The 20,845-nt window shown below is 36.9% G+C and carries 14 protein-coding genes; 2 read left to right on the top strand and 12 right to left on the bottom strand.

The genetic code is table 11. From position 1 onward, the window contains the following. Positions 1-197 precede the first annotated feature (197 nt). From HND50_00635 to HND50_00595, 9 genes are all read right to left on the bottom strand, one after another. A complete protein-coding gene (locus tag HND50_00635) occupies positions 198-2,552 on the bottom strand; it encodes a protein kinase (GenBank protein ID NOG43710.1) in 2,355 nt (784 codons plus the stop codon). Continuing rightward, complete coding sequence (locus HND50_00630) at positions 2,552-5,173, bottom strand: protein kinase (GenBank protein ID NOG43709.1); 2,622 nt, start codon at positions 5,171-5,173, stop codon at positions 2,552-2,554. Before HND50_00630 ends, HND50_00635 begins: the two co-directional genes overlap by 1 nt. A gap of 2 nt (positions 5,174-5,175) precedes the next feature. After that, positions 5,176-5,454, bottom strand: coding sequence for a hypothetical protein (locus HND50_00625; protein NOG43708.1), 279 nt, complete (start codon positions 5,452-5,454; stop codon positions 5,176-5,178). Between the two features lie 38 nt (positions 5,455-5,492). Next, on the bottom strand, positions 5,493-7,529 hold the full coding sequence (locus tag HND50_00620) for a protein kinase (GenBank protein ID NOG43707.1): 2,037 nt from the start codon (positions 7,527-7,529) through the stop codon (positions 5,493-5,495). After that, entirely contained in the window at positions 7,526-8,866 is a 1,341-nt protein-coding gene (locus tag HND50_00615) for an amino acid permease (protein NOG43706.1), read from the bottom strand. The genes HND50_00620 and HND50_00615 overlap by 4 nt, the downstream gene beginning before the upstream one ends. A gap of 185 nt (positions 8,867-9,051) precedes the next feature. Next, on the bottom strand, positions 9,052-10,344 hold the full coding sequence (locus HND50_00610; protein ID NOG43705.1) for a SpoIIE family protein phosphatase: 1,293 nt from the start codon (positions 10,342-10,344) through the stop codon (positions 9,052-9,054). A 153-nt stretch (positions 10,345-10,497) separates the two neighbouring features. Next, complete coding sequence (locus HND50_00605; GenBank protein ID NOG43704.1) at positions 10,498-11,037, bottom strand: spore maturation protein; 540 nt, start codon at positions 11,035-11,037, stop codon at positions 10,498-10,500. Positions 11,038-11,083: 46 nt separating this feature from the next. After that, positions 11,084-11,764 (bottom strand): nucleoside recognition protein, encoded by a 681-nt coding sequence (locus HND50_00600; protein NOG43703.1) that lies wholly within the window; start codon positions 11,762-11,764, stop codon positions 11,084-11,086. A 138-nt stretch (positions 11,765-11,902) separates the two neighbouring features. Further along, positions 11,903-12,886 carry a cytochrome C gene (locus HND50_00595; GenBank protein ID NOG43702.1) on the bottom strand — a complete coding sequence of 328 codons (984 nt, stop codon included), beginning with the start codon at positions 12,884-12,886 and terminating at the stop codon, positions 11,903-11,905. A 218-nt stretch (positions 12,887-13,104) separates the two neighbouring features. Between HND50_00595 and HND50_00590 the strand changes: the two genes are divergently transcribed. Next, positions 13,105-14,304: a membrane dipeptidase gene (locus tag HND50_00590; protein ID NOG43701.1), complete on the top strand. Its 1,200-nt coding sequence runs from the start codon at positions 13,105-13,107 to the stop codon at positions 14,302-14,304. 87 nt (positions 14,305-14,391) lie between these two features. Here the strand turns inward: HND50_00590 and HND50_00585 are convergent, their stop codons facing one another. Next, the gene (locus tag HND50_00585; GenBank protein NOG43700.1) at positions 14,392-14,823 is read right to left on the bottom strand and encodes a hypothetical protein; all 432 of its coding nucleotides are present in this window, start codon (positions 14,821-14,823) and stop codon (positions 14,392-14,394) included. Positions 14,824-15,050: 227 nt separating this feature from the next. Here HND50_00585 and HND50_00580 point away from each other — a divergent pair, with 227 nt between their 5' ends. Beyond that, entirely contained in the window at positions 15,051-15,899 is an 849-nt protein-coding gene (locus HND50_00580; GenBank protein NOG43699.1) for an AgmX/PglI C-terminal domain-containing protein, read from the top strand. Between the two features lie 125 nt (positions 15,900-16,024). Here HND50_00580 and HND50_00575 read toward each other — a convergent pair whose 3' ends face one another. Next, positions 16,025-16,708, bottom strand: a complete 684-nt coding sequence (locus HND50_00575; protein NOG43698.1) for a dephospho-CoA kinase — start codon at positions 16,706-16,708, stop codon at positions 16,025-16,027. Between the two features lie 8 nt (positions 16,709-16,716). After that, entirely contained in the window at positions 16,717-20,838 is a 4,122-nt protein-coding gene (locus tag HND50_00570) for a S8 family serine peptidase (GenBank protein NOG43697.1), read from the bottom strand. Positions 20,839-20,845 lie beyond the last annotated feature (7 nt).

The following is a 20,845-nucleotide window of genomic DNA, read 5'->3' as shown; positions in this document are numbered from 1 at the left end:
TTGTGGAAATATTTTTCAGTTCCATTTATTCCTTGTAAATTGATAGCAGCTTGTTCATTCTCGTTTGAAAACCTACATCCAATCAACCTTGGCAAGTTTTTCAGATATTTTATGGAAATGGTTTTACCAGTTACCAATTTTTTCCTTTATATTTTTCAATAATTCTAAAAATTCAGGATTGTTTGAAACTGCAGCTGCTATTCCAAAAAGAATTTCTTTTTAAATGATTCGTGTTTTTCCTTTGCGTCAATAAGTATCTTTTGAAAAGCATCATCGTTTCGAACATTATTTAAAAAAGAATCATTTAGTAAAAATGGGTAGCAATAAAAACCGCTTTCAACTGCCTTTTTTAAAACACGGATACAATCTTCTTTTTTTCCATAAAGCCCGTATAAATTAGCGTAATTGTAAAATTGTTCTCCATCAAACACATCAGATGTTTCAAGTTTTCTGATCATCTCTAGACCTTTATCAATTTCTCCATCGATATAGTAAAGCATTGCCTTTGACCAGGTTCCCAGCGAACCACCGGGTTGTTGTGTAATTGCATCCGATAAATACTTTTTGGCTTTTGCAAATTGGCTTTTTCTTAAATAGATATTTCCTTTCCAGGCCTTTGTGTATGTACTTTCTTCATCTAAATTTAAACCAATCAATGCTTTCTCAAACTGTTGCTGATAAATATAAGTTACACCCAACGATCTGAAACGGGGATTGCCGGGATCTAAGGCAACTGCCTTTTCCATTTCCTCTACAGACTCTTTTAGCAATCCTGTGTATCGATAAATGTAACCAAGCCAAAAATGAGCCCCGGCATTATTTGGGTTTATAGCCAGCGCCTTTTTAATTAGCTCAACCGCTTTTACTGCTTTATTCTTTTCTGTATATAACACCGCTAACTGACTTAGTCCCGTGAGCAAATTTTTATTAATTGCCAACGCTTTCTCATATGCTTTCTCTGCATCTTCAAGCCTGCTTCTTTCATTAAGATCGTAGCTGGCAATTAAATGAAGGCGGAAGCCAAGTTCTGCATAGGCCGGTGCAAAAGTCGAATCAAGCTCTATAGATTTTTTGAACATTTCAATTGAGAGTTGATGCCCTTCAAGGCTTAAGGGATATGACAAAGCACGTAAAAAATACTCATATGCTGCAGGGTTATTTGTGGAATTATCGTCTGTAGATTTTGATGAAAAGTGGATTTTTAAATTATCTACTACTTTTTGAGAAACCAAATCTTGCAGCTTAAAAGTATTCTCAAATGGTAATTCAATTCCTTCATGCCAAATCAAATTATTTGTTTTTACATCAATTAGTTCCAGGGAAAGCCGGACCATATCATTTTCTTTGAGATAATTGCCAGAAAGTATATAATCAACTTTTAATTTTTCTGCGATACTCTTGGTTTCAACCTCAATATTTTGATAAGGTCTAACAGATCGCGAGGGACGGACAAGTAACTCTTCAATATATGCCAGTGAGCTTATTATCCTGTCTGAAAGGGCAAATCCAAGATAATTGGACTCAGGATTATTATTTAAATTATTGAATGGAAGAACCGCAATTCTTTTCAGTAGTATGTTACTATTTTCTTGTTTGGCTATATCGGGTTCGTTTATAAATACAATTTGGGATACAAAAAAAGCCAGAACTACAAAAAGCGTTATTAGTGCAAAAAGATGGGTTTTTCGTATTTTCACAGAACTCTTTACATCTTCCAACTCCTCAATCGCTTCCGAAGAAATAGAATGGTAACTTTTAAAAATGCTTTCTTGTAAAATGCTTTCAATATTTTGGTAGCGTTCTTCAACATCTTTCATCAAACATTTATCAATAACTGTTTCTAAAACTTTCGGAATACCTTTAATATAATCTGATAAAGGTTTTGGAGGTTCATTTACAATTGCATACAACACTGCCAGTTCATAATCCCCTTGAAAAGGCAATTGTCCTGCAATCATTTCATAAACAACAATTCCAAATGACCAAATGTCAGTTCGATGATCTGCTTCTTCCCCATTGGACATCTCGGGTGACATGTATGCAGCAGTACCAACAGTTGTTCCAGCTTTTGCCGGTGTGGATGATCTGAACTTTGCCAGTCCAAAATCCATTATTTTTACTTTGCCATCGACTGTTAACATTATATTTGAAGATTTAATATCGCGGTGAGCTATCCCTTTTTTATGAGCGGCTTGCAATCCTTCGGCAATTTGGATGGCAATGTCGACAGTTCTTTCAATCCCAAGTTTGCCTCTGTCAATCTGCTGTTTTAACTCTATCCCCTCTATATATTCCATTACAAGAAACATTTCATTTTCAGATTCTTCAATGGCATGAATAGTAGCAATATTTGGATGGTTTAGAGCTGCGGCCGCTTTAGCTTCCGTTTCAAAACGCTTACGTTCATCTGTATTCCCTGCAATATGGTGAGGTAGGAATTTTATGGCTACCTGTCTTTCCAGCTTGGTATCCTCTGCAAGGTATACTATACCCATGCCGCCTTGACCCAGCTTTTCAAGAATTTTGTAATGGAGGATAGCCTTTCCAATCATCAATTTTTCTCCGAATACTTCTTAGTTAACTCCTGAAATCCAGTTTTATCATGCATACGGGCAAAACGTATATCGTTTTTTAACCAGGTGCTGGAAAGCATAGATGGTTTTATTAATAATTCTTCAAGCTGCTTCAGCGCAAGATCGAATTCTCCAACTAATGTATAAATGTGGGCAAGATCAGTTACGAAAATAGTACCGTAAATTGCATCTTTTGAAAGTGGAAGCAACTCAACTGCTTTTTTACCTTCTTTAATGGCATCAACCTTATTTCCGAGACCTGCATATGCAATACCAAGTGAGCTGTGATAACGTGGATCATCCGGTGTTTCTTTTACAGCTTGCTCCAGAAGAACACGGGCAGAATCATAACTTGCTTGTGCAAGTTCCTTTTTATTTTGAAAATCATAAATAAAAGCAGCAAGCAAAGCATTGGGTCGCGCACAAATTTTATTATTCATCCACATACCTTCTCTTTTGGATAAAAGATCAAGCGCTTTTTGATAATTCCCACGCATCGTTTCCTGCCAGTACCAATACCATAACCACCAACTATGCTCCGGTGATGCATTTTCAAGAGCAGCCTGTGAAATGTCATCCGGGCCGGATTTACTCCAGATAATATTGGCTTTATAATAATAAGGCCAGTTTGACCCGGGTGAAATCTCTATTGCCTTGTTACTTGCTTCCAACCCCAAATCAAATTCATGATTAAACCAATAAGCAAAAGCAAGTTCAGAAACCAGCGAAGGATCTCTGGGACTCAGTTCAATACCTTTCTTGAGTGCTTTCATATAAATATCCCACTGCCCAAGAGTGCTATACAGACTTGACAAGGCTCTCTGTACATCTGCATTATTTGGCATGCCTTGTTCGGCAATCCTGAATTCTTTTAAGGCCATTTCTGAATCTCGATATGCCCACAAATAATAATATCCGATATTAAGATGAATCTCAGGAAGGTCCCTACCAAAACGCAATGCTTTACTGGCAGCGCTGTCTGCTTTTGTCATTCTTTCAGGAGTAAGGTCATACCGTACAAAAATCATGCGGGAATGCGTTTTTGAAAGTGCGGCATAGGCTAAAGCAAAATGTGGATCAAGTTTCACAGCATGCTCAAAACTTTCAACCGCTTTAAGCCAAAGTTCCCTTGTAAAATGTGGGCGATTTAAATAATAAATACCTCTAATATATGATTGATAAGCTTCGATATTTTCTGTTGGAGTCTTGTTCAGGTTTTGTACCTCGGACGCTTCCAAAGTAATACCAAGTTCTTTAACAACGTTATGAGCAATTTCGGATTGAACGCGAAAAATATCCTCAATTGTTTCCTCATAAATATGCGTCCAAATATTAACATCTTGCTTAGTCTGAATTAATTGTGGTGTTATGCGTACGCGGTCAGTGCCATCAGGGTTTCTCGCCCAGCGCACAGTCCCTTCAAGAATATATTTTACTCCAAGTTCTTCGCCAATTTGTTTAATCGTCTTTTCTGTTTCCCTGTATTGACGCGCGCTTTTACGTGAAATAACAGCTAATGATTTTAGAGATGATAAACGACTGGTAATCTCTTCTGTTATACCTTCAGCAAAATATTCTTCTTCCGAAGGTCCAAGATTTTCAAAGGGTAAAACAATCAGTTTATCTTTAACAGTCAAATTGTCTTCTGCTTTTTGAGTGAAAAATAAATAGCCTCCAAAGACAATAATAAGAAACCCAGCAATTGCTGCTATATAATAATTACCCCTTTTCTTATTCTGTGCGTTTTCATTTTTTTTAGTTGAAATTTTTATACTTTTTGATTGCTCATACTTTCCAGATAAATCTCTGATTATTTCCTCAGCATTTTGATATCTGTTGGAAGGTTCCTTTTGCAGGCACTTATCCATTATATGCACTAATTCTTCAGTAATATCTGCTGAGTGCTCTGTCATGGATTCAGGTGATTCATTTAAAATATTATAAATAACTGCCTGCTCATATTCGCCTTTGAAAGGTAGCTCACCAGTCAACATTTCATATAAAACAACACCAAATGACCAGATATCTGATCTGTGATCAACTTCATCACCCCGTGCTTGTTCAGGACTCATATAAGCGGCAGTTCCAAGCGTTGTGCCAATTTGGGTAAGTTGTGCTGAACCGTGAAACTTGGCCAATCCGAAATCCATGATTTTCACTTTACCATCTTCGGTAACCATTATATTGGATGATTTAATATCCCTGTGAACTATCCCTTTTTCATGCGCGGCTTGCAAACCTCCTGCAATTTGGATGGCGTAATCAATTGTTTTGTTAATTGGTTGGGGTGTATCGCAATACGCCCTTACAATATTCCTGAGCTCTTTGCCTTCGATATACTCCATCACCAGGAACATCTCTGTATCTGATTCTTCAATAGCATGAATGGTGGCAATATTGGGATGGTTTAGTGCTGCAGCCGCTTTGGCTTCTATCTCAAAACGCTTTCGCTCATCAGAATTAGCAGTTATATGATGTGGTAGAAACTTGATGGCTACCCGGCGTTCCAGCTTTGAATCCTCGGCAAGATATACCACACCCATCCCGCCTTCGCCGAGTTTTTCTATAACTTTGTAGTGAAGTATTTTTTTTTCAATCATCTTTAGTTTCCGGGAAAAAATTTCTTTTTAAAAGCTAAATGTTTTTTCTTTGCCTTTTCCATGAGTTTCTGGAATTCAGGGTCATCTCGCACCGGATCTAAATCAGGTTGCCTTAACATTGCCGGATAATTAAAATAACCACCATCAATGGCCTTTTGCAAAGTTTGAATACATCTCTTTTTATCACCAAATAGTGCAAAATCACAAGCTATATAATAAAGAGGTTCTGAATCAGTAATATTCAACTCTTCTCTTTTTTGAATAGTTTTAAGCCCGGTCAATGTATCCCCAATGAGAAACGATTTTCTTGTAATTGAGCTTAATGTCCAAAACGAATCAGTGTTCTATTAATAATTTTATTAAAAACCTCAATGGCCTGCTCTTTTTTCCGCTGCTTGAAAAAGATATAGCCCCTCATCCCAACAACCCAATCACTACTTTCAATTAATTCAAAAACTTTTAGTGCTTTTTCGTATTCTCCAATATTACAGTAGGATAAACTTAAAGATCGAAACCGGGGATTTCGTGGATCATTTTTCATAGCCTGTTCCATTTTCAAAATACTTTCATTATCCATACCGGCGTATCGGTAAATATATCCTAAAGAAAAAAGGGCATCTGCATTATTAGGGTTTATTTCAAGAAGATGACGAGAAATTACTACGGCTTTTTCTATTCTTCCGGTTTCAGCATAATACATAGCTAAGCCTGCTTGTGCGCTAATAAGGTCGTTATTTAGAGAAATAGCCTTTAAATAAATACTCTCTACCCTTCTATATTTTTCTGAATCATATTTTCCATAAAGAGCTACACGGTGCAGACGATCTGCAAGTTGGGAAAAAGCCGGTGCAAAAGTAGAATCTAATCCAATGGATTGCATTAACATTTCAGTGGCAAGTTGGTTTCCTTCGGCTGTCAATGGAAACCCAACCCCCCGCAGGTAATATTCATATGCTAAAGGATTGTCAGGGACATCTTTGCCAATTCTATTCATTTCTTTTTGTGAAAACTGGACATTAAGCCTTTCAACAACTTTTTCCGCTACAATATCCTGAAGCTCAAAGGCCGAGTTGAAATCGACCTCTATTGGTTCACGCCAAACCATTTCATTATTATTAACTTTAATAAGTTCAACATTTAATCGAATAACATTAGCTTCCTTAAAAAAGTTGCCTGTTAAGATATAATCTACTTTCAGTTCATCACCTGCAATCGAAAGGTCCGTTGCTTGTTTTCCATATTTGCGTACTGAACTTGAAGAACGGACCACAATATTTTTAAGGTAAACCAAGTCTCCAATAATCTGATCAGCAAGTGCGAAACCCAGGTAATCTGTTTCAGGGCCAGGCTTATTATTGGAAAAAGGGAGAACTGCAATTAAGTCTATTGTTTTTCTTTGCTCCTTTTTAGGAAAGAAAAACAATGCAATAACGACAGTTAGCATGATAGTGACAAAAATTCCAAAAATGAGATATGGCGTCTTTCTTTTCGGGGCCTTGTTTAGTGAAGCGACTGTATTAATATTATTCTCATTCGATTGATTTTTTAACGTTCTTAATTCAGCTAATAATTCAGTTATGTTTTGGAATCGATCATCGGGGTCTTTTAAGATAGCTTTGTTTATAACTTGCTCTAACCCCTCAGGAATATCAGTAGCTGACCCGGTAATTGGTTGCGGATCTTCATTTATGATCGAATAAATGACCGCCTGTTCATAATCACCTTTAAAAGGAAGTACTCCCGTTACCATTTCAAACAAAACCACTCCAAAAGACCAAATATCAGAACGTTGATCAACTTCTTCCCCCTTGGCCTGCTCCGGCGACATATAAGCTGCTGTACCAACTGTTGTACCAACCTGGGTAAGTTGCACCGATCCACGGAATTTAGCTAAGCCAAAGTCCATAATTTTAACTTTTCCATCAGTGGTAACCATAATGTTAGCAGGCTTTATATCGCGGTGCACTATGCCTTTTTCATGAGCTGCCTTTAGACCTTCTGCAATTTGGGTCGCGTAATCAATTGTAGTTTCAATTGGCTTGGGCGAATCGTCATGCGCTCTTACAATTTCCTTCAGTTCTTTACCTTCTATGTATTCCATGACGAGAAAATGCTGGTCATCAGTTTCTTCAATCGCATAAATGGTTGCAATATTAGCGTGGTTTAGAGCTGCGGCTGCTTTAGCTTCTGTTTCAAAACGTTTGCGTTCATCTGTATTCCCTGCAACATGGTGAGGTAGGAATTTTATTGCTACCTGTCTTTCCAGCTTGGTATCCTCTGCTTTGTAGACGATGCCCATGCCACCTTCGCCGAGCTTTTCAATAATTTTATAATGTAAAATTGTTTTGCCGATCATCTCAATTTCTTCCTTTTCCAAATAATTGCAAAGGGAATACCGGTTGCAATTAAAGCCAGGTCAATTAATGATTTTTCCCATTCATAATATGCCCTAAAAAGTAATAGCAGCGTAATACCAATAAAAAACACAATAGGCAGAAAGGGGTACAAAGGCATTTTAAAAACTCCTGATCCTTCATTGGATTTCCTTTGTTTTATTAAGGCTGCTGTTGTAAATAAATAAAATATTAATACAGCAAAAACCATCCCCACTGCAATTGTTTCAAATTGCCCTCTTACTATAAGGATTAAAGATGCCCATACACAATGGACAATTATTGCACGCGAAGGTGTTTGATATTTTGGATGGACATAGTTTAACCAATTAAAGAAAAGGCCATCTTTCGACATTGCGTAATAAACTCTCGGAGCTGTCATCAAAGTGCCATTAGTACTTCCCATTGCAGAAATTATAACAAGTATTGAAACCAGTCCTGCGCCAATTGGCCCAATAAGGTGTGTCGCCGTATCAGACGCAACAATCTTGCTACTTCGTAAGCCTTCAATACCAAGTGTATTATAATAAATGAAGTTAATTGAAAGATAAAGAATTATAATAATCCCTATCCCAAAAATCATAGTTTGCGGAATAACTTTCTTTGGATTTTTCATTTCGCCGGCAACATAGCCAACACGGTCCCATCCTGTGTGTGTAAAAATGATAAGCATAAAAGCGGCCACCGTATTGCCAATCACACCCAAATTTTGTGAAGCAATTGCTTTTGTACCAATTAAACTCGTTTGAGAATCAATTAGAATAATTCCAATTATGACCAGTAATAACAATCCAATCACTTTTATAAGAGTTGAAAGTTTTTGAAAAAGGCTGGCAGCGCCAACACCGATGAAGTTTAGATAACCAAGAAAGCTAATTATTAATAGCGCAAGAATAGTTTGCTCCAGGCCGGTCATAGTAATAAAATACCCGAGATAATTGACTGCAATAATGGTTAATCCTGCCGTTGCGCTGGTCCTTATAATAAAAAGCTGGGTCCAGCCAAAAAGAAACCCCAAAAAAGATCCAAATGTCCGGCTGATATAAATATACTCCCCGCCTGTTTCCGGAAATCGGGTCCCAAGCTCTGCATAAATTAAACTGGCCACAAAAACAAAAAGCCCGACAATTAGCCAAAGAACAATGATGCTTAGGAAGGACTCTTGGTACCCGGCAATTATCTGAGGTGTTGAATAAATTCCTGCACCGATGGTAATACCAACGAGAATGGCAACGCCATCAGGCACTCCCAGTACTTTTCGTAGATTTGTATTTTTATTTAAGACCTGTTTGCTTTTCATTTAAACTGTTTGGATTAATAAATGGAGATACTCTTATCATTAATTGAGGTAGAATAAAAGAAAATGACAAATAATATCGAACTAAACGTATGAGCCACAATAATTATTGCACTTATAATTAAAAAAAAATAACTGTTTATTTGTTACTTTTCAGGTCAGGGATTAAAAAAAATTTTAGTATAAATTTACGGGGTTTTCTTTAAAACAACGAGCGTTATATCATCCATTTGTTCTTCACCGGCAACATGATTTTCTATCTCTTTTAAAATCGTATTCATAATCTGTTCAGCACTTTTTTTATTATTTTCCAGGACTATCTGTTGCAAACGGTCTAATTCAAACTCTTCTTCAGCCGCGTTCATTGCTTCGGTTACACCATCACTAAAAATAACAAGGATTTCATTTGATTTAATTTTATAGGTGTCACGTTCATAATCAAAGTGTGGTACAAATCCCAGGCACAATCCTCCCATTCCCAGTTCTTCATAATTATTTTGGATACTCAGCACAAAAGGTTTGTCATGCCCGGCATTGCAATAAATTAATTCATTTGTTTGTAAATCAAGAATACCCAGAAAAAAAGTTATAAATTTATCTGATGTAGTACTGGCATGAATCAACTTGTTGGCCTGCTGGACAATTTTTGAAGGCTCTTCGTTGGCGAGTATTAATGAATGGATTGTCGCCTGTAGATTGGCAACAAGTAAAGCAGCGGGCATTCCTTTACCGGAAACATCACCAAGGCAAATAATATATCTGTTCTCATCAATTGGGATTACATCGTAATAATCCCCTCCCACTTCTTTTGCCGGTATATTTGTTCCGGCTATTTGATATCCTTTAATTTCAGGAAGAGTATCCGGCAGAAGTTTCTTTTGTATTTTGCTGGCAATATTCAGTTCTTCCTTAACAGCAATTAATTTTTTTTCTTCTTCCAATAAACGCGCATTTACAATTACCTGAGATGATCCCGAAGCAATAATAGTCAATAATCTCTGATCATTACTGTCAAAGTCTTCCTTCCCGGATTTATTAAAAAGGCTTAAAACACCAATCACTTTTCCTTTATGCATCATAGGCACCGCAAGCAGTGAAAAATATGCAGATTCGGTAAGAAAAGATTTAAAACGAGGATCCTCATCAACATCATTTATGATAAGTGCCTGGTGTTTAGTTAACATCCAGCCGGTAATTTGTTGATCCAGCCTAAAAGGAATTCGCCCAGATTCGGAATCAAATTCCCTGATCATTGTTTGCAAGGGTACTAAAGCTGTATCTTCTGTGATAAGTGATATATTGGCTTGTTCAACTTTAAAATGGCGAATGCATTTTTTTACTACGATCTCAATTATATTGTCCAGCTCCATTGTTGAGCTAATGGTCGTAGCAATTTCATTCAGAATTGCCAATTCCTGAATACCTGTCTTCAACCGATCATGATCGGCTTTAAGTTTTTCGTAATTAAGCTGGTCGGGCATATATTACTCTTGATATGATTTACAAATTACAATTCATGATTTAATTAAAATGAAAATTGAATATCAACGAAACAAGGCAAATTATCAAGCCATTAGATAATAGATAAGGTTTTAAACCTAAAATGGTGCCTTGATAAATTCGTGAATTTGCCACTAAAACATCAGTCTGCTTATCAAAACGGCTGTTATCAAACCGGCTGCATCAGCCATTAAACCGGCTGAAATAGCATAACGTGTTTTACGGACTCCAACGGCTCCAAAATAAACGGCCACAACATAAAAGGTCGTTTCAGTACTGCCAAACATTGTAGAAGCAGTAAAACCAATCAAAGAATCTACACCATGTGTGCTCATAAGCTCAGACATTACGCCCAATGATCCACTACCTGATAGCGGGCGCATCAATGCCATTGGTAAAAGCTCCGGTGCCATTCCAATAAAATTTGTAATTGGGGATGCCAGCCAGGTTAAAACATCTAAAGCCCCGCTTGCCCGAAACATTGCAATTGCCATAAGCATCGCAACAAGATAAGGGATGATTTTTACACCAACATCAAAACCTTCTTTTGCACCTTCCACAAATACCTCGTAAACGCGTACTTTTTTTAGATATCCATAACCAATAAATACAAAAATCATCAGCGGGATTGCCAATAAGGACAGCCAATCGATAATAATTTTAAAAACTTCCATTTTTTCTCCAGGAGGAATAAGTCATTTATAGTTTTAATTTGTTTCGCTATTTAGCAGCTTGTTTCTTGCTTTGAAAATACTGTATCGTTTTAACAGTTGTTAAGCCCACGATTGTTGCTACAGTTGCCGCCATAATTGCAGGGACAATAATTGCCTGTGGATTTGCTGAACCAAGAGACGCCCTAATTGCAATAGCCGAAGCAGGTATCAAGGTAATAGCGCTTGTATTGATCACGAGAAAAGTGATCATGTCATTGCTTGCAGTATCTTTTTCAGGATTTAGTTTTTGAAGTTCATCCATTGCTTTTAACCCAAGAGGAGTTGCAGCGTTACTTAAGCCAAGCATATTTGCGGCAATATTCATAATCATAGCCCCAATTGCCGGATGATCGGATGGGATCGTAGGAAATAATCTTTTTGTAATTGGCCGTACTAGATATCCGAGTTTCTTAATCATCCCGGCTTCTTCGGCTACGCGCATAATGCCAAGCCACATTGCCATAACGCCAATCAGGCCAATCGCAATTTTAACTCCCAACTCAGCCGCATCAATAGCGCCATTTGTTACTTTCCCAAGATAAGTTGTTTCGCTTAATGAAGGTGCTTTTTCATCTTTGGCGATTTGTTCTGTAGCGGTTTTTTCATCATTAACGCTATTAACAATATCATATATACCAGCAATAAAAAGACTGGCCAAAATCATCCAGAACCAGATGTGGTTTAACATGAAGCCTCCTATAAGAATAGATAATTTTATTATTTTTGATTAAAAAGTGTGAAGTTGAATAGCAGTAAGATTAAAAAGTAAAAAGGAAAGATGAAAGCGAAATCTGTTCAATTTCGCTTTCATAATTGAAGTAAATAGTTATTTTTCCTCGGGAGAAATTGCCACTTTGGTTATCTCATTATTTACCGGCTTTAGTGATATTAAAAATCTATATATGGCTTTAAGATCGTTATCGCTCATTTTTGCAAATGGTACCCATGGCATCGGTGACGTTTCGTACCCTTTTCCACCTCGCATACGCTCAATAAAATCATCTTCACTCCAATCAGACATTACACCGCTTTCTGAATGCGGAGTTAAATTAGGTGTGACATAAACCCAACCTTTTGTGAAGTCATCAGGACCAAATATCATTCCACCTGCGTAATCATCACCAATAAACTCTCCACTTTTTAAATCTCTATCTGTATGGCAGCCCCTACAATTTGCGACAGAATAAGCAAGATACTTACCATATTCAACGCTTGAGTCCGGTACAACTTTATCTAAGATTGGCTTATCAGGTTCACCTGATTTAATGGCCCCAAAAGCCAAAAGCATTTTTCCCAAAAAACTAAACTCTGTCTCAGGCATTTTGTTTTTGACTGGTTTTTGGCTCTTTAGGAAAGCTATAATGGAATATATATCCTCATTTGCCATATTTATAAATGGCATAAAATCTATGGTTGCCTGTCCACTACGTGTAATATTGTGACGCATCATTCTATACAGCTCACCATCGCTATAATTACCAATGCCCGTTTCCTTATCTGGCGTAATGTTGGGTGCATAAAAAATACCGGGGGGTATTTGCAAACCAAATCCACCGGATAGAGGCAATTCTGAATTGTCTTCATTTTTAACAACTTGTTCCATTGGGCTATGGCAATCCATGCAGTGTGCCGGTCCATAAACCAGGTAACGCCCTCTTTCAATCATTGCAGAATCTGCTTCTACTTTTAAATCGGAAACTGGGTATTGTTCACTATAATCTCTGTCATAAGTGGAAAAGACAAAGACCACAACTCCTAAAACAACAATAAAAAATAATGCAAATACTCCAATTAGTATCTTTTTTACCATGCTGAACTCCTTGATTTATATTTAGGAAAGATGAGCTACGGACAATCTAAACATTGGCAAAATACTAAATATTCCGCCGTTTGCAATTTATTGAATCCCAGGCAATAGGCATTGGTACTTTGTTTTGCACAAAAAACAAATATTATTTATACTGCCAACCGTCAAAGTATGCTTGCCTTAAACATTCAACAAAAACGGTTTTACATTGGAGTAATTCTATGAAACAATTATTTCTGTTGTTTATTTTTATTTTAATCAGCTGTGTTTCTCAAAAACAAAAAGATGGATTATTAATTGAAAAAGCATACAAATTAGCTAAACAAAATTTGATTGTAGATACACACGTAGATGTCCCTTACCGTTTGCATGATAAAATGGATGATATCTCACAACGGACTAATGGGGGTGATTTTGATTATCCGCGTGCTAAAAAAGGCGGTCTTGATGTTCCATTTATGTCCATTTATATTCCGGCAGATTACCAAAAAAAAGGCGGGGCCAAAGATATTGCTGATTCGCTGATTGATATGGTTGAGAAGTTTACTAAAGACTGGCCGGATAAATTTGCTTTGGTCCGTTCAGTAGCGGAAGCAAAGGATAATTTTAAAAAAGGTTTAATTTCCCTGCCAATGGGTATGGAAAACGGTGCACCGATCGAAGGCAATTTAGCCAATGTTTCCTATTTTCATAAAAGAGGGATTCGTTATATTACACTAACGCATTCCAAAGATAACCATATTGGAGATTCCTCCTATGATACAACCAATACCTGGAATGGACTAAGCCCATTTGGCAAAGAACTTGTAGAAGAAATGAACCGTGTGGGCATTATGATTGATATCTCTCATGTATCGGACAGTACATTTTACCAGGTTATTAAAATATCCAAAACTCCAATCATGGCTTCTCATTCCTCATGCCGCAAATTTACTCCAGGCTGGGAACGCAACATGAATGATGATATGATAAAAACATTAGCTCAAAATGGAGGCGTAATTCAAATAAATTTTGGGTCCGCATTTTTAGATAGCACTATAAATAAAGAGTCGTTAAAACGATGGGGGCACCTAGATGAATATCTTATCGAACATAATCTTGACCGTAACAATCCAAAGGTTAAAGCCTACTGGAAAAAATACAAAAAAGACAATCCTGTTGGCTGGGCAGATGTATCATTAGTAGCTGATCACATTGATCATGTTGTTAAACTTGTTGGGATCGATCATGTGGGCATTGGTTCAGATTTTGATGGTGTTGGTGACTCTTTACCAACCGGGTTAAAAGATGCATCTGAATTACCAAATCTGATTTACGAACTTCTTAAACGCGGATACAGTGATCAGGATATTGAAAAAATATGCTCTGGCAATATTTTGCGCGTTTGGACTGCTGTTGAGAACTATTCATTAAATCGATAATCCATAATTTAAATATGACCAATTTAACTTATTGAATATCTTGCAGCATTGTATTTACTAGATAGCTTTTTCTGTACAATAAGAAATCTAACTAATCCAACCTTTGTTTTCCGAATGTTTTGAATACCAGATTAAAAAGATAGCCACGAGCAATGGCATCAAAATCATCATCGCCATTTCAAAAGGCCCGCTAATTGATGAGGTATCAACACTCATGGAATGAATCATTGTTAAAATAACACCAACTAATGATGCTATAAAAAGATAAAATGAAGATGATTTTTTTAGTAAGAGCAAAATACAACCTATTGACCCACAAAAAACAGCAATAGCAAAAGCGCCTGTAGCCCAGGCAGGCCGGCTTTCAATAATGGCACGATGTGATTCCGGATACGATGCCATCACCTCTGAACTCATCTGCATTAAATAATTCATAACACCCATTAAATTCCATATCAAAGCAACAATTGCAATAACCCAGAAACTCCAGTGAATTTTAGCAGCAGTGTTCTCGCTCATTTTTTCTCCTATAGGTTTTAGCTATTAGTATTTTCCATTTTCTTAGTGAACGGTAAAATCATCATTTTCATTCCATTAAGACTGGTAATTTCTTTTTTACTGGCTGAAAATAATTTGCAGCATATTAAAATCTAATCATGAAATGTCAATACTTTCCGAAGGAATATCTTTCGGTAATTTCAGAGTTCGAGTATCAATGAGCTCTAAACAGTATGATTAGGTTGTCCATGGTTAAAAATGACTTTAACGTAAAATATGCTAAACCATCTCTTTTAAAGAGAACTTTCTCAGATATTCTTTTTTTCCGAATCCTTGCTTTTTCACTTATTCTAACATTATTAACAATTATAATCCTGGCAAATATTCAGTTTGAAAATGTAGATGAACAAATAAAAAAACAATATAAAGAATATGTTTTAAGCCTTACACCGGAGCCAATCCTTAAAAAGGAAGTTGAAAAACAAAAGAATATTTTTTCTACAAAAACCAGTTCAAGCGGCCCTTCGGAGCGTTTCGCATTTAAAGATACAACTTCTGCAATTACTCCGCAGCCAACCATTAGAATAGCTGATATTGAGATTGAAGAATTATCGCATGACGGCGAAGCTGATGGAGATATCACAATTGAAAGGCCTGTAACGAGGCAGCAAAGAGGTGAAGTAAAACTTGAAATGGACGGCTTGATGACGAACAAGCTCTTTGAATATGAGATTGAGCGAAATGCTAACTTATATATCAAAGAGCCTGTCAGTGAATCTGCTGAAAAAGAAAAGTTTGGATATCGTGATCAGGAAGAGGTTTACAGGGTAATTGAAACTAAAAGTGTTAATATTGAATCATGCTACAACAAAGCAGCGCGCTATGGCATGGTAAAAAGCGGATATGTAAAAGTACAATTTAAAATTACAAGTGATGGCTACATTCTACCTCAAAGTATCAGAATTATTGAATCCAATTTAAGAAATAAGTCTGTTGAACAATGTATCAAAAAGACAATCCGGCGCCTGCGTGGCTTTGAAAAATTAGATGAGAGTAAAGGAACCGCCAGGATTAGGCACAAATTTGTTTTTAATTAATATAATTCTTTTTTGCCACAGATTAACACAGATAAACACGGACTTAATTATAAGACTTAACAACTTCATCAGTGAAAATCAGTGAAGATCAGTGGCTATACAGATAGTTCTTTTAGTGATATACTCTAAGAAGGTTTTTGGGCAGGCCTTGGATTTCTTCTTCTTTTTGACCTTACCGGTTTTTCCTGCGCTTTCTGTATATCCAATAGTTTATTATACACTTTTTGTGAATTCATTTTAAGATCTTCAAGTGAGGTGTTGTTGTTAATAACAAAATCTCCCCAGGACACTTTATCCTCAAGTTTGATTTGCTTATTAACCCGGTCATAAAAATCCTTGCGAGATATTTTGTCTCGTACAACCACCCTTTTTTGTCTTTGGCCAACAGGCGCATTTACAACCACGATATGGTCAAAATTTCGCTCAATACTAATCTCAAATATTAATGCGGCATCAATTATAATTAATGGGTACTTTCCGGAAAAACGTGCTTTTTCCATTTTTTCGATCAGGTTTTCAACCATTCGCGGATGAACAAGTTGGTTTAATTTTCGTGTCTGAAGTTCATCTTTAAAAGCAAGTTCTGCCAAACGCTTTGTATTTAACTTTCTTTTTCTATCAAAAATATCCGCCCCAAATGCTTTCTTAAGATCGGACTGTAAAACTTTATTCATTTTTATAGCATTTTTAGCTTCATCATCTGCATTAATTACTTTTGCGCCCCACTCTTCAAAAAATGAGCAAACGCTTGATTGGCCACTGCCCATTCCACCTGTTACACCAATTACTAATGGATTTCTATATTTCATTTTTTTCCTTATTTAATGATGGCAAGTTTACCACGGATTACTTTTCCGTTCCACTCTAAAGTGTAAATGTATAAACCGGCCGAAACTTTTTTTCCTGAACTATCTTTTAAATCCCACTTTACGCCGCCATAGCTTGTTTGCTCTTCAATTTTTCTAACCGAGGATCCATTAATCGAATAAATTTGGATTATTACATCACCGGGCAAATTAGCAAAGATCAACTCATTATGCCGAGGTTTAAGCGGTTGCGGATAAACTATAACTTTATCAAGATTTTCACTTTCGCGAAACAAACTGATTGCACTGGTTTCTTCGAGCAATACACCATTTTGGCTATAAAGATTTATTATAATCAGATAGCTTTTTTGCCCACTGGCACCTATGAAAGACTTCTTTCCCAACGTGACTATCATCGAATTTCCAAGGCTATCAAATTCAACTTTTTCAGTTTCACCTGATGGCTCAATTGGAAAAGAGAACGAAGTTTCCCGCGGGATTTGCATTGCTTCACTAAATTCAATTTTCATTTGGGTTTCTGAAAACCAGCTACTTTCTGTCACATATGGCGCTGAAAACTCAGCAACATAATTAATAGCAATTTTATTAAAATTATTATCAACCGGCACACCACTTTGTCCAAAAATATTATGTAGCTCAAGCGTGTCCGGTTCATTTTCAACAAATGGATCATCGAAACTGACCAATAAACTTTTCCCTGAATTATCGTTAATAACTGAACTTGCAACATCATTTCGGTTAGTCAGCTTTACCAAGAACGGTTGTTCCTCAAATAAAAAAACAGGCTGATCGAAAGTAATAAGAAGCTGTTTTTCATTACTAAATTCAACCGATTCCGGCTTAGGCGGATAAGCTGTCTGTGCTGAATCTAAAGTGCTGAAAAAGCTTTCTCTAATTTCAAAAGAAGAATCAACAGTTGTAATTTTGTAGAAATACTTTTGACCGGTTATCGAACTCGAATCGATGTAAAATGTTTTTGATGTATTTGTGAATAAACTCAAATTATCAGAAACACTTCCACGGTAAATGTTGAAATAGTCAGCATCTTCAACAGCAGACCACTGCAATGAGACACGTGTACTATCCAATGCACGCGCAGAAAAAATGTAGGGAGCAATGGGTCTGTTTTCCCGGGCAGAAGAGTACCCCACAATTTGTGTTCCGTCATTAAAATAAAACTCGTCATTTCCATCACCGTCTAAATCTGCAACAAGAACGGTATTAGATCTTGCCTGCTCATTAAACCAAACCGGAAGCCATTGATTCCCTGATTTCTCAAAAACAAATAGTTCTGGAAAAAATGGTGCAAATAATAATTCACGTCCATCAAAAACATGATATTTTAAACCGCTGTCAAAATCTTTTGTGGCCGAAAATCCAAATGTATTTATTGTATCTTTTGAAATTAAACTTCCGGAATGATTTTCAAAAAACTCTATCGACCAATATCGCGCATCAAATTCATGTTCAAAATTCAAATCATCGGAAGTATGGGTTGCTGTAAAGATTGTGCCTAAACCATCGGAGCTAATCATTTCTGTTGAGTTTGTATGAACTGTTTTTCCTGTTGAAACAAGATCAAACTGGTTATCTCCGATTGTAGTGAAAACTAGCAGCTCCCCATCATAATCTCCAAAAACAATATCATCAACTGCGTCTCCGGTTAAATCACTCAACTCAACTTTTGGAACACCCAACCGGTTTTGCCCTTCCCCGTTATTTGTAAGCCGCGCAATTTCAGAAAAAGAGTTATCCGAGATATTTTCCAAAAGTACATATTCGTTTTCTATGCGCCCTGTAATTTCATTTTTTCCATCATTGTCAAGATCGGTGTATGCGGCGGCCCAGAAATTTGTCGTGTCTTGCCAGATCAACTCGGTTGGAAAACTGTTTGCATCTTTTGCTTCCAATAAAAACGAGAATTGTCCCAGCCCCAAAAGTAAATCAGTCTTCCCGTCACTATCAACATCACCGGCAGCCCGTGGAATTGCTGTAAATCCGGTTTTCAAGCGTAATTCAAATATTCCATTTTCAAATTCATAAATTTCAATTGGGCCAAATGCTGAATTTTCATCATAACGGCTTATTACAACTTCCTTTTTTCCATCATGGTCAAAATCCATTACTTTATCCAGCATATATCCGGCAGGAAGCTGCCATTCTACTTTGTTAAATTCTTTCCAGGAAAAGTTTCTATCCAGCGAAATATTGTAATTTTGGCCCAGGTTATCATCCCTGCTTTTTAGGCCGCTTAAGTTTTTTACTTCAATGAAAAATTCAAATTCTCCATCAAATTGATTCTTATCTATTTTTATACGCTGATTTTGTGTTTCGTACGGTGAAGCCATAGTTATAAATGGCTCCGAAGAACCTAAAGGCCTTAAGTTTAACTGCGCAGTACAAATATCATCAGTCTCAAAAGAAACAAGCAACGATGCTGTAGCTCCATCCCATAAAGGCGTTGTAGAAATATTGCTGATTTGGGGTTCTGTGCGGTCAATTAAAAAGGATGTGTGTATCTCATCAGACAGAAAATTAAACAGCTCCATTGTAATTTTTATTGTCACAATTGTATCAGAGATAGCCGCGCTATTTAAAACAGCAAGAGTATCATCAATTATTTGCCTTCCTTCAAGATTGCGTAAAGTACTCCATTGTTCCGGTGATTTTCCTATTCCATATTCAATTGTACTTTTTACCAAATCAGGATGTGCAGCACTGCCTATTATGGCAATTTTCTGATCCGCCGTGCTGAAGTTTTGCAAGGGCGAGGTCACTTCAAGTACTCCACCATGTGGAATATTTAATGCGTGTGATGCTGAAACTCGGCCTGCTCCGCTGTAATTATCCCATCCGAGAAACAAAATATCCTGCGCACTGCTTTTTAAAATATTACGAATTTGATCAGAAGAAATATCCGGGTTATTTGAAAGCAACAAAGCTGATACGGCACTCACAATTGGAGCACTAAAAGAGGTTCCGTTAACGCTGTTATAAGAACCACCCACTGCTGTACTCAAAATATCTGAACCCGGGGCCACAAGGTCGATTGTATTTCCAAAGTTTGAGAATCCTGCTAAACCATCGTCTTCCGTACTTGCTCCAACTGAAATAGTCTCAATTAAACCCGATGGATAATGAACCTGGTCTGTGGCACTGTTCCCTGCAGAAGCAACGATTATAACATCCTGCTCATTAGCAAAATGTATGATGTCCCTTAAAAAACGTGATAAAGCTGTATCCCCAAAACTCATATTTATAATGCGGGCGCCATTTTCAACGGCATATAAAATAGCTCTTGCAACATCGTCTTCTTCCAAATAACCGCTTGCAGTACCAGCCCTCAGGTTCATCACTTTAACACCCGGCGCAACTCCTGCAATACCGGTTACATTATTTGCTTTGGCCGATATAATCCCTGCCACCTGAGTGCCATGCCCTGTACCAAACTCATCCATTGGCTCATTATCAGGATCCTGAAAATCACCGCCATCAGCAAAACGCGGTGCATCTGTAAAATCCCAACCAATTACATCATCAACAAAACCATTGCCATCATCATCAATATTGTTCAGGTCATCTTCATCCAATTGACCATTCCCATTCAAATCTTCCTGGCTATTTATCCACAGCGATTCAATCAAATCGGGGTGCAAATAATCAATACCCGTATCAATTACACCAACAATTATATCCGGTTTACCCTGAGTTATTTGCCAGGCGCCTTTAACATCAATTTTGTCTAAATACCACTGCTGGCCGGAAAGTGAGTCACTACTTTCAAAATCAATTTTAAACCTGCCAATTGGTTCATAATATTCAATTATATGATCATCTTTTAATGATTGTATAAAGTTTGTTTCTTCAGTTTCTGTCTCAAGAATAATCCAGTTTTGCAAATTTGAATTTAGCAAATAGGACGAGTTGATTTCTTTAAAAGTAAATTGATTGTTTTTTGCAAAATTGATATTTGTGGAAGATAAAAAGGAAAGGTTTTCATTTAACAGCTTATTTTTGTGTTTTAGGCCTTCATCGCTTAAATGCACAAAATACTCACCGGAAAAAGCAATCTGAAAAAAAAGAAAAAGAAGTATTAAAATATTTTTAAACATTAATAAC

This window comes from Calditrichota bacterium (genome assembly GCA_013112635.1).
Lineage (GTDB): Bacteria > Calditrichota > Calditrichia > Calditrichales > J004 > JABFGF01.
This window is presented reverse-complemented; position numbering and strand designations above follow the sequence as displayed.

Excerpts from the sequence above, each read along its gene's own strand:
- HND50_00635 (NOG43710.1), bottom strand. The coding sequence starts at position 2,552 with ATGATTGGAAAGGCTATCCTCCATTACAAAATTCTTGAAAAGCTGGGT.
- HND50_00630 (NOG43709.1), bottom strand. The coding sequence starts at position 5,173 with ATGATTGAAAAAAAAATACTTCACTACAAAGTTATAGAAAAACTCGGC.
- HND50_00620 (NOG43707.1), bottom strand. The coding sequence starts at position 7,529 with ATGATCGGCAAAACAATTTTACATTATAAAATTATTGAAAAGCTCGGC.
- HND50_00615 (NOG43706.1), bottom strand. The coding sequence starts at position 8,866 with ATGAAAAGCAAACAGGTCTTAAATAAAAATACAAATCTACGAAAAGTA.
- HND50_00610 (NOG43705.1), bottom strand. The coding sequence starts at position 10,344 with ATGCCCGACCAGCTTAATTACGAAAAACTTAAAGCCGATCATGATCGG.
- HND50_00605 (NOG43704.1), bottom strand. The coding sequence starts at position 11,037 with ATGGAAGTTTTTAAAATTATTATCGATTGGCTGTCCTTATTGGCAATC.
- HND50_00600 (NOG43703.1), bottom strand. The coding sequence starts at position 11,764 with ATGTTAAACCACATCTGGTTCTGGATGATTTTGGCCAGTCTTTTTATT.
- HND50_00595 (NOG43702.1), bottom strand. The coding sequence starts at position 12,886 with ATGGTAAAAAAGATACTAATTGGAGTATTTGCATTATTTTTTATTGTT.
- HND50_00590 (NOG43701.1), top strand. The coding sequence starts at position 13,105 with ATGAAACAATTATTTCTGTTGTTTATTTTTATTTTAATCAGCTGTGTT.
- HND50_00585 (NOG43700.1), bottom strand. The coding sequence starts at position 14,823 with ATGAGCGAGAACACTGCTGCTAAAATTCACTGGAGTTTCTGGGTTATT.
- HND50_00580 (NOG43699.1), top strand. The coding sequence starts at position 15,051 with ATGGTTAAAAATGACTTTAACGTAAAATATGCTAAACCATCTCTTTTA.
- HND50_00575 (NOG43698.1), bottom strand. The coding sequence starts at position 16,708 with ATGAAATATAGAAATCCATTAGTAATTGGTGTAACAGGTGGAATGGGC.
- HND50_00570 (NOG43697.1), bottom strand. The coding sequence starts at position 20,838 with ATGTTTAAAAATATTTTAATACTTCTTTTTCTTTTTTTTCAGATTGCT.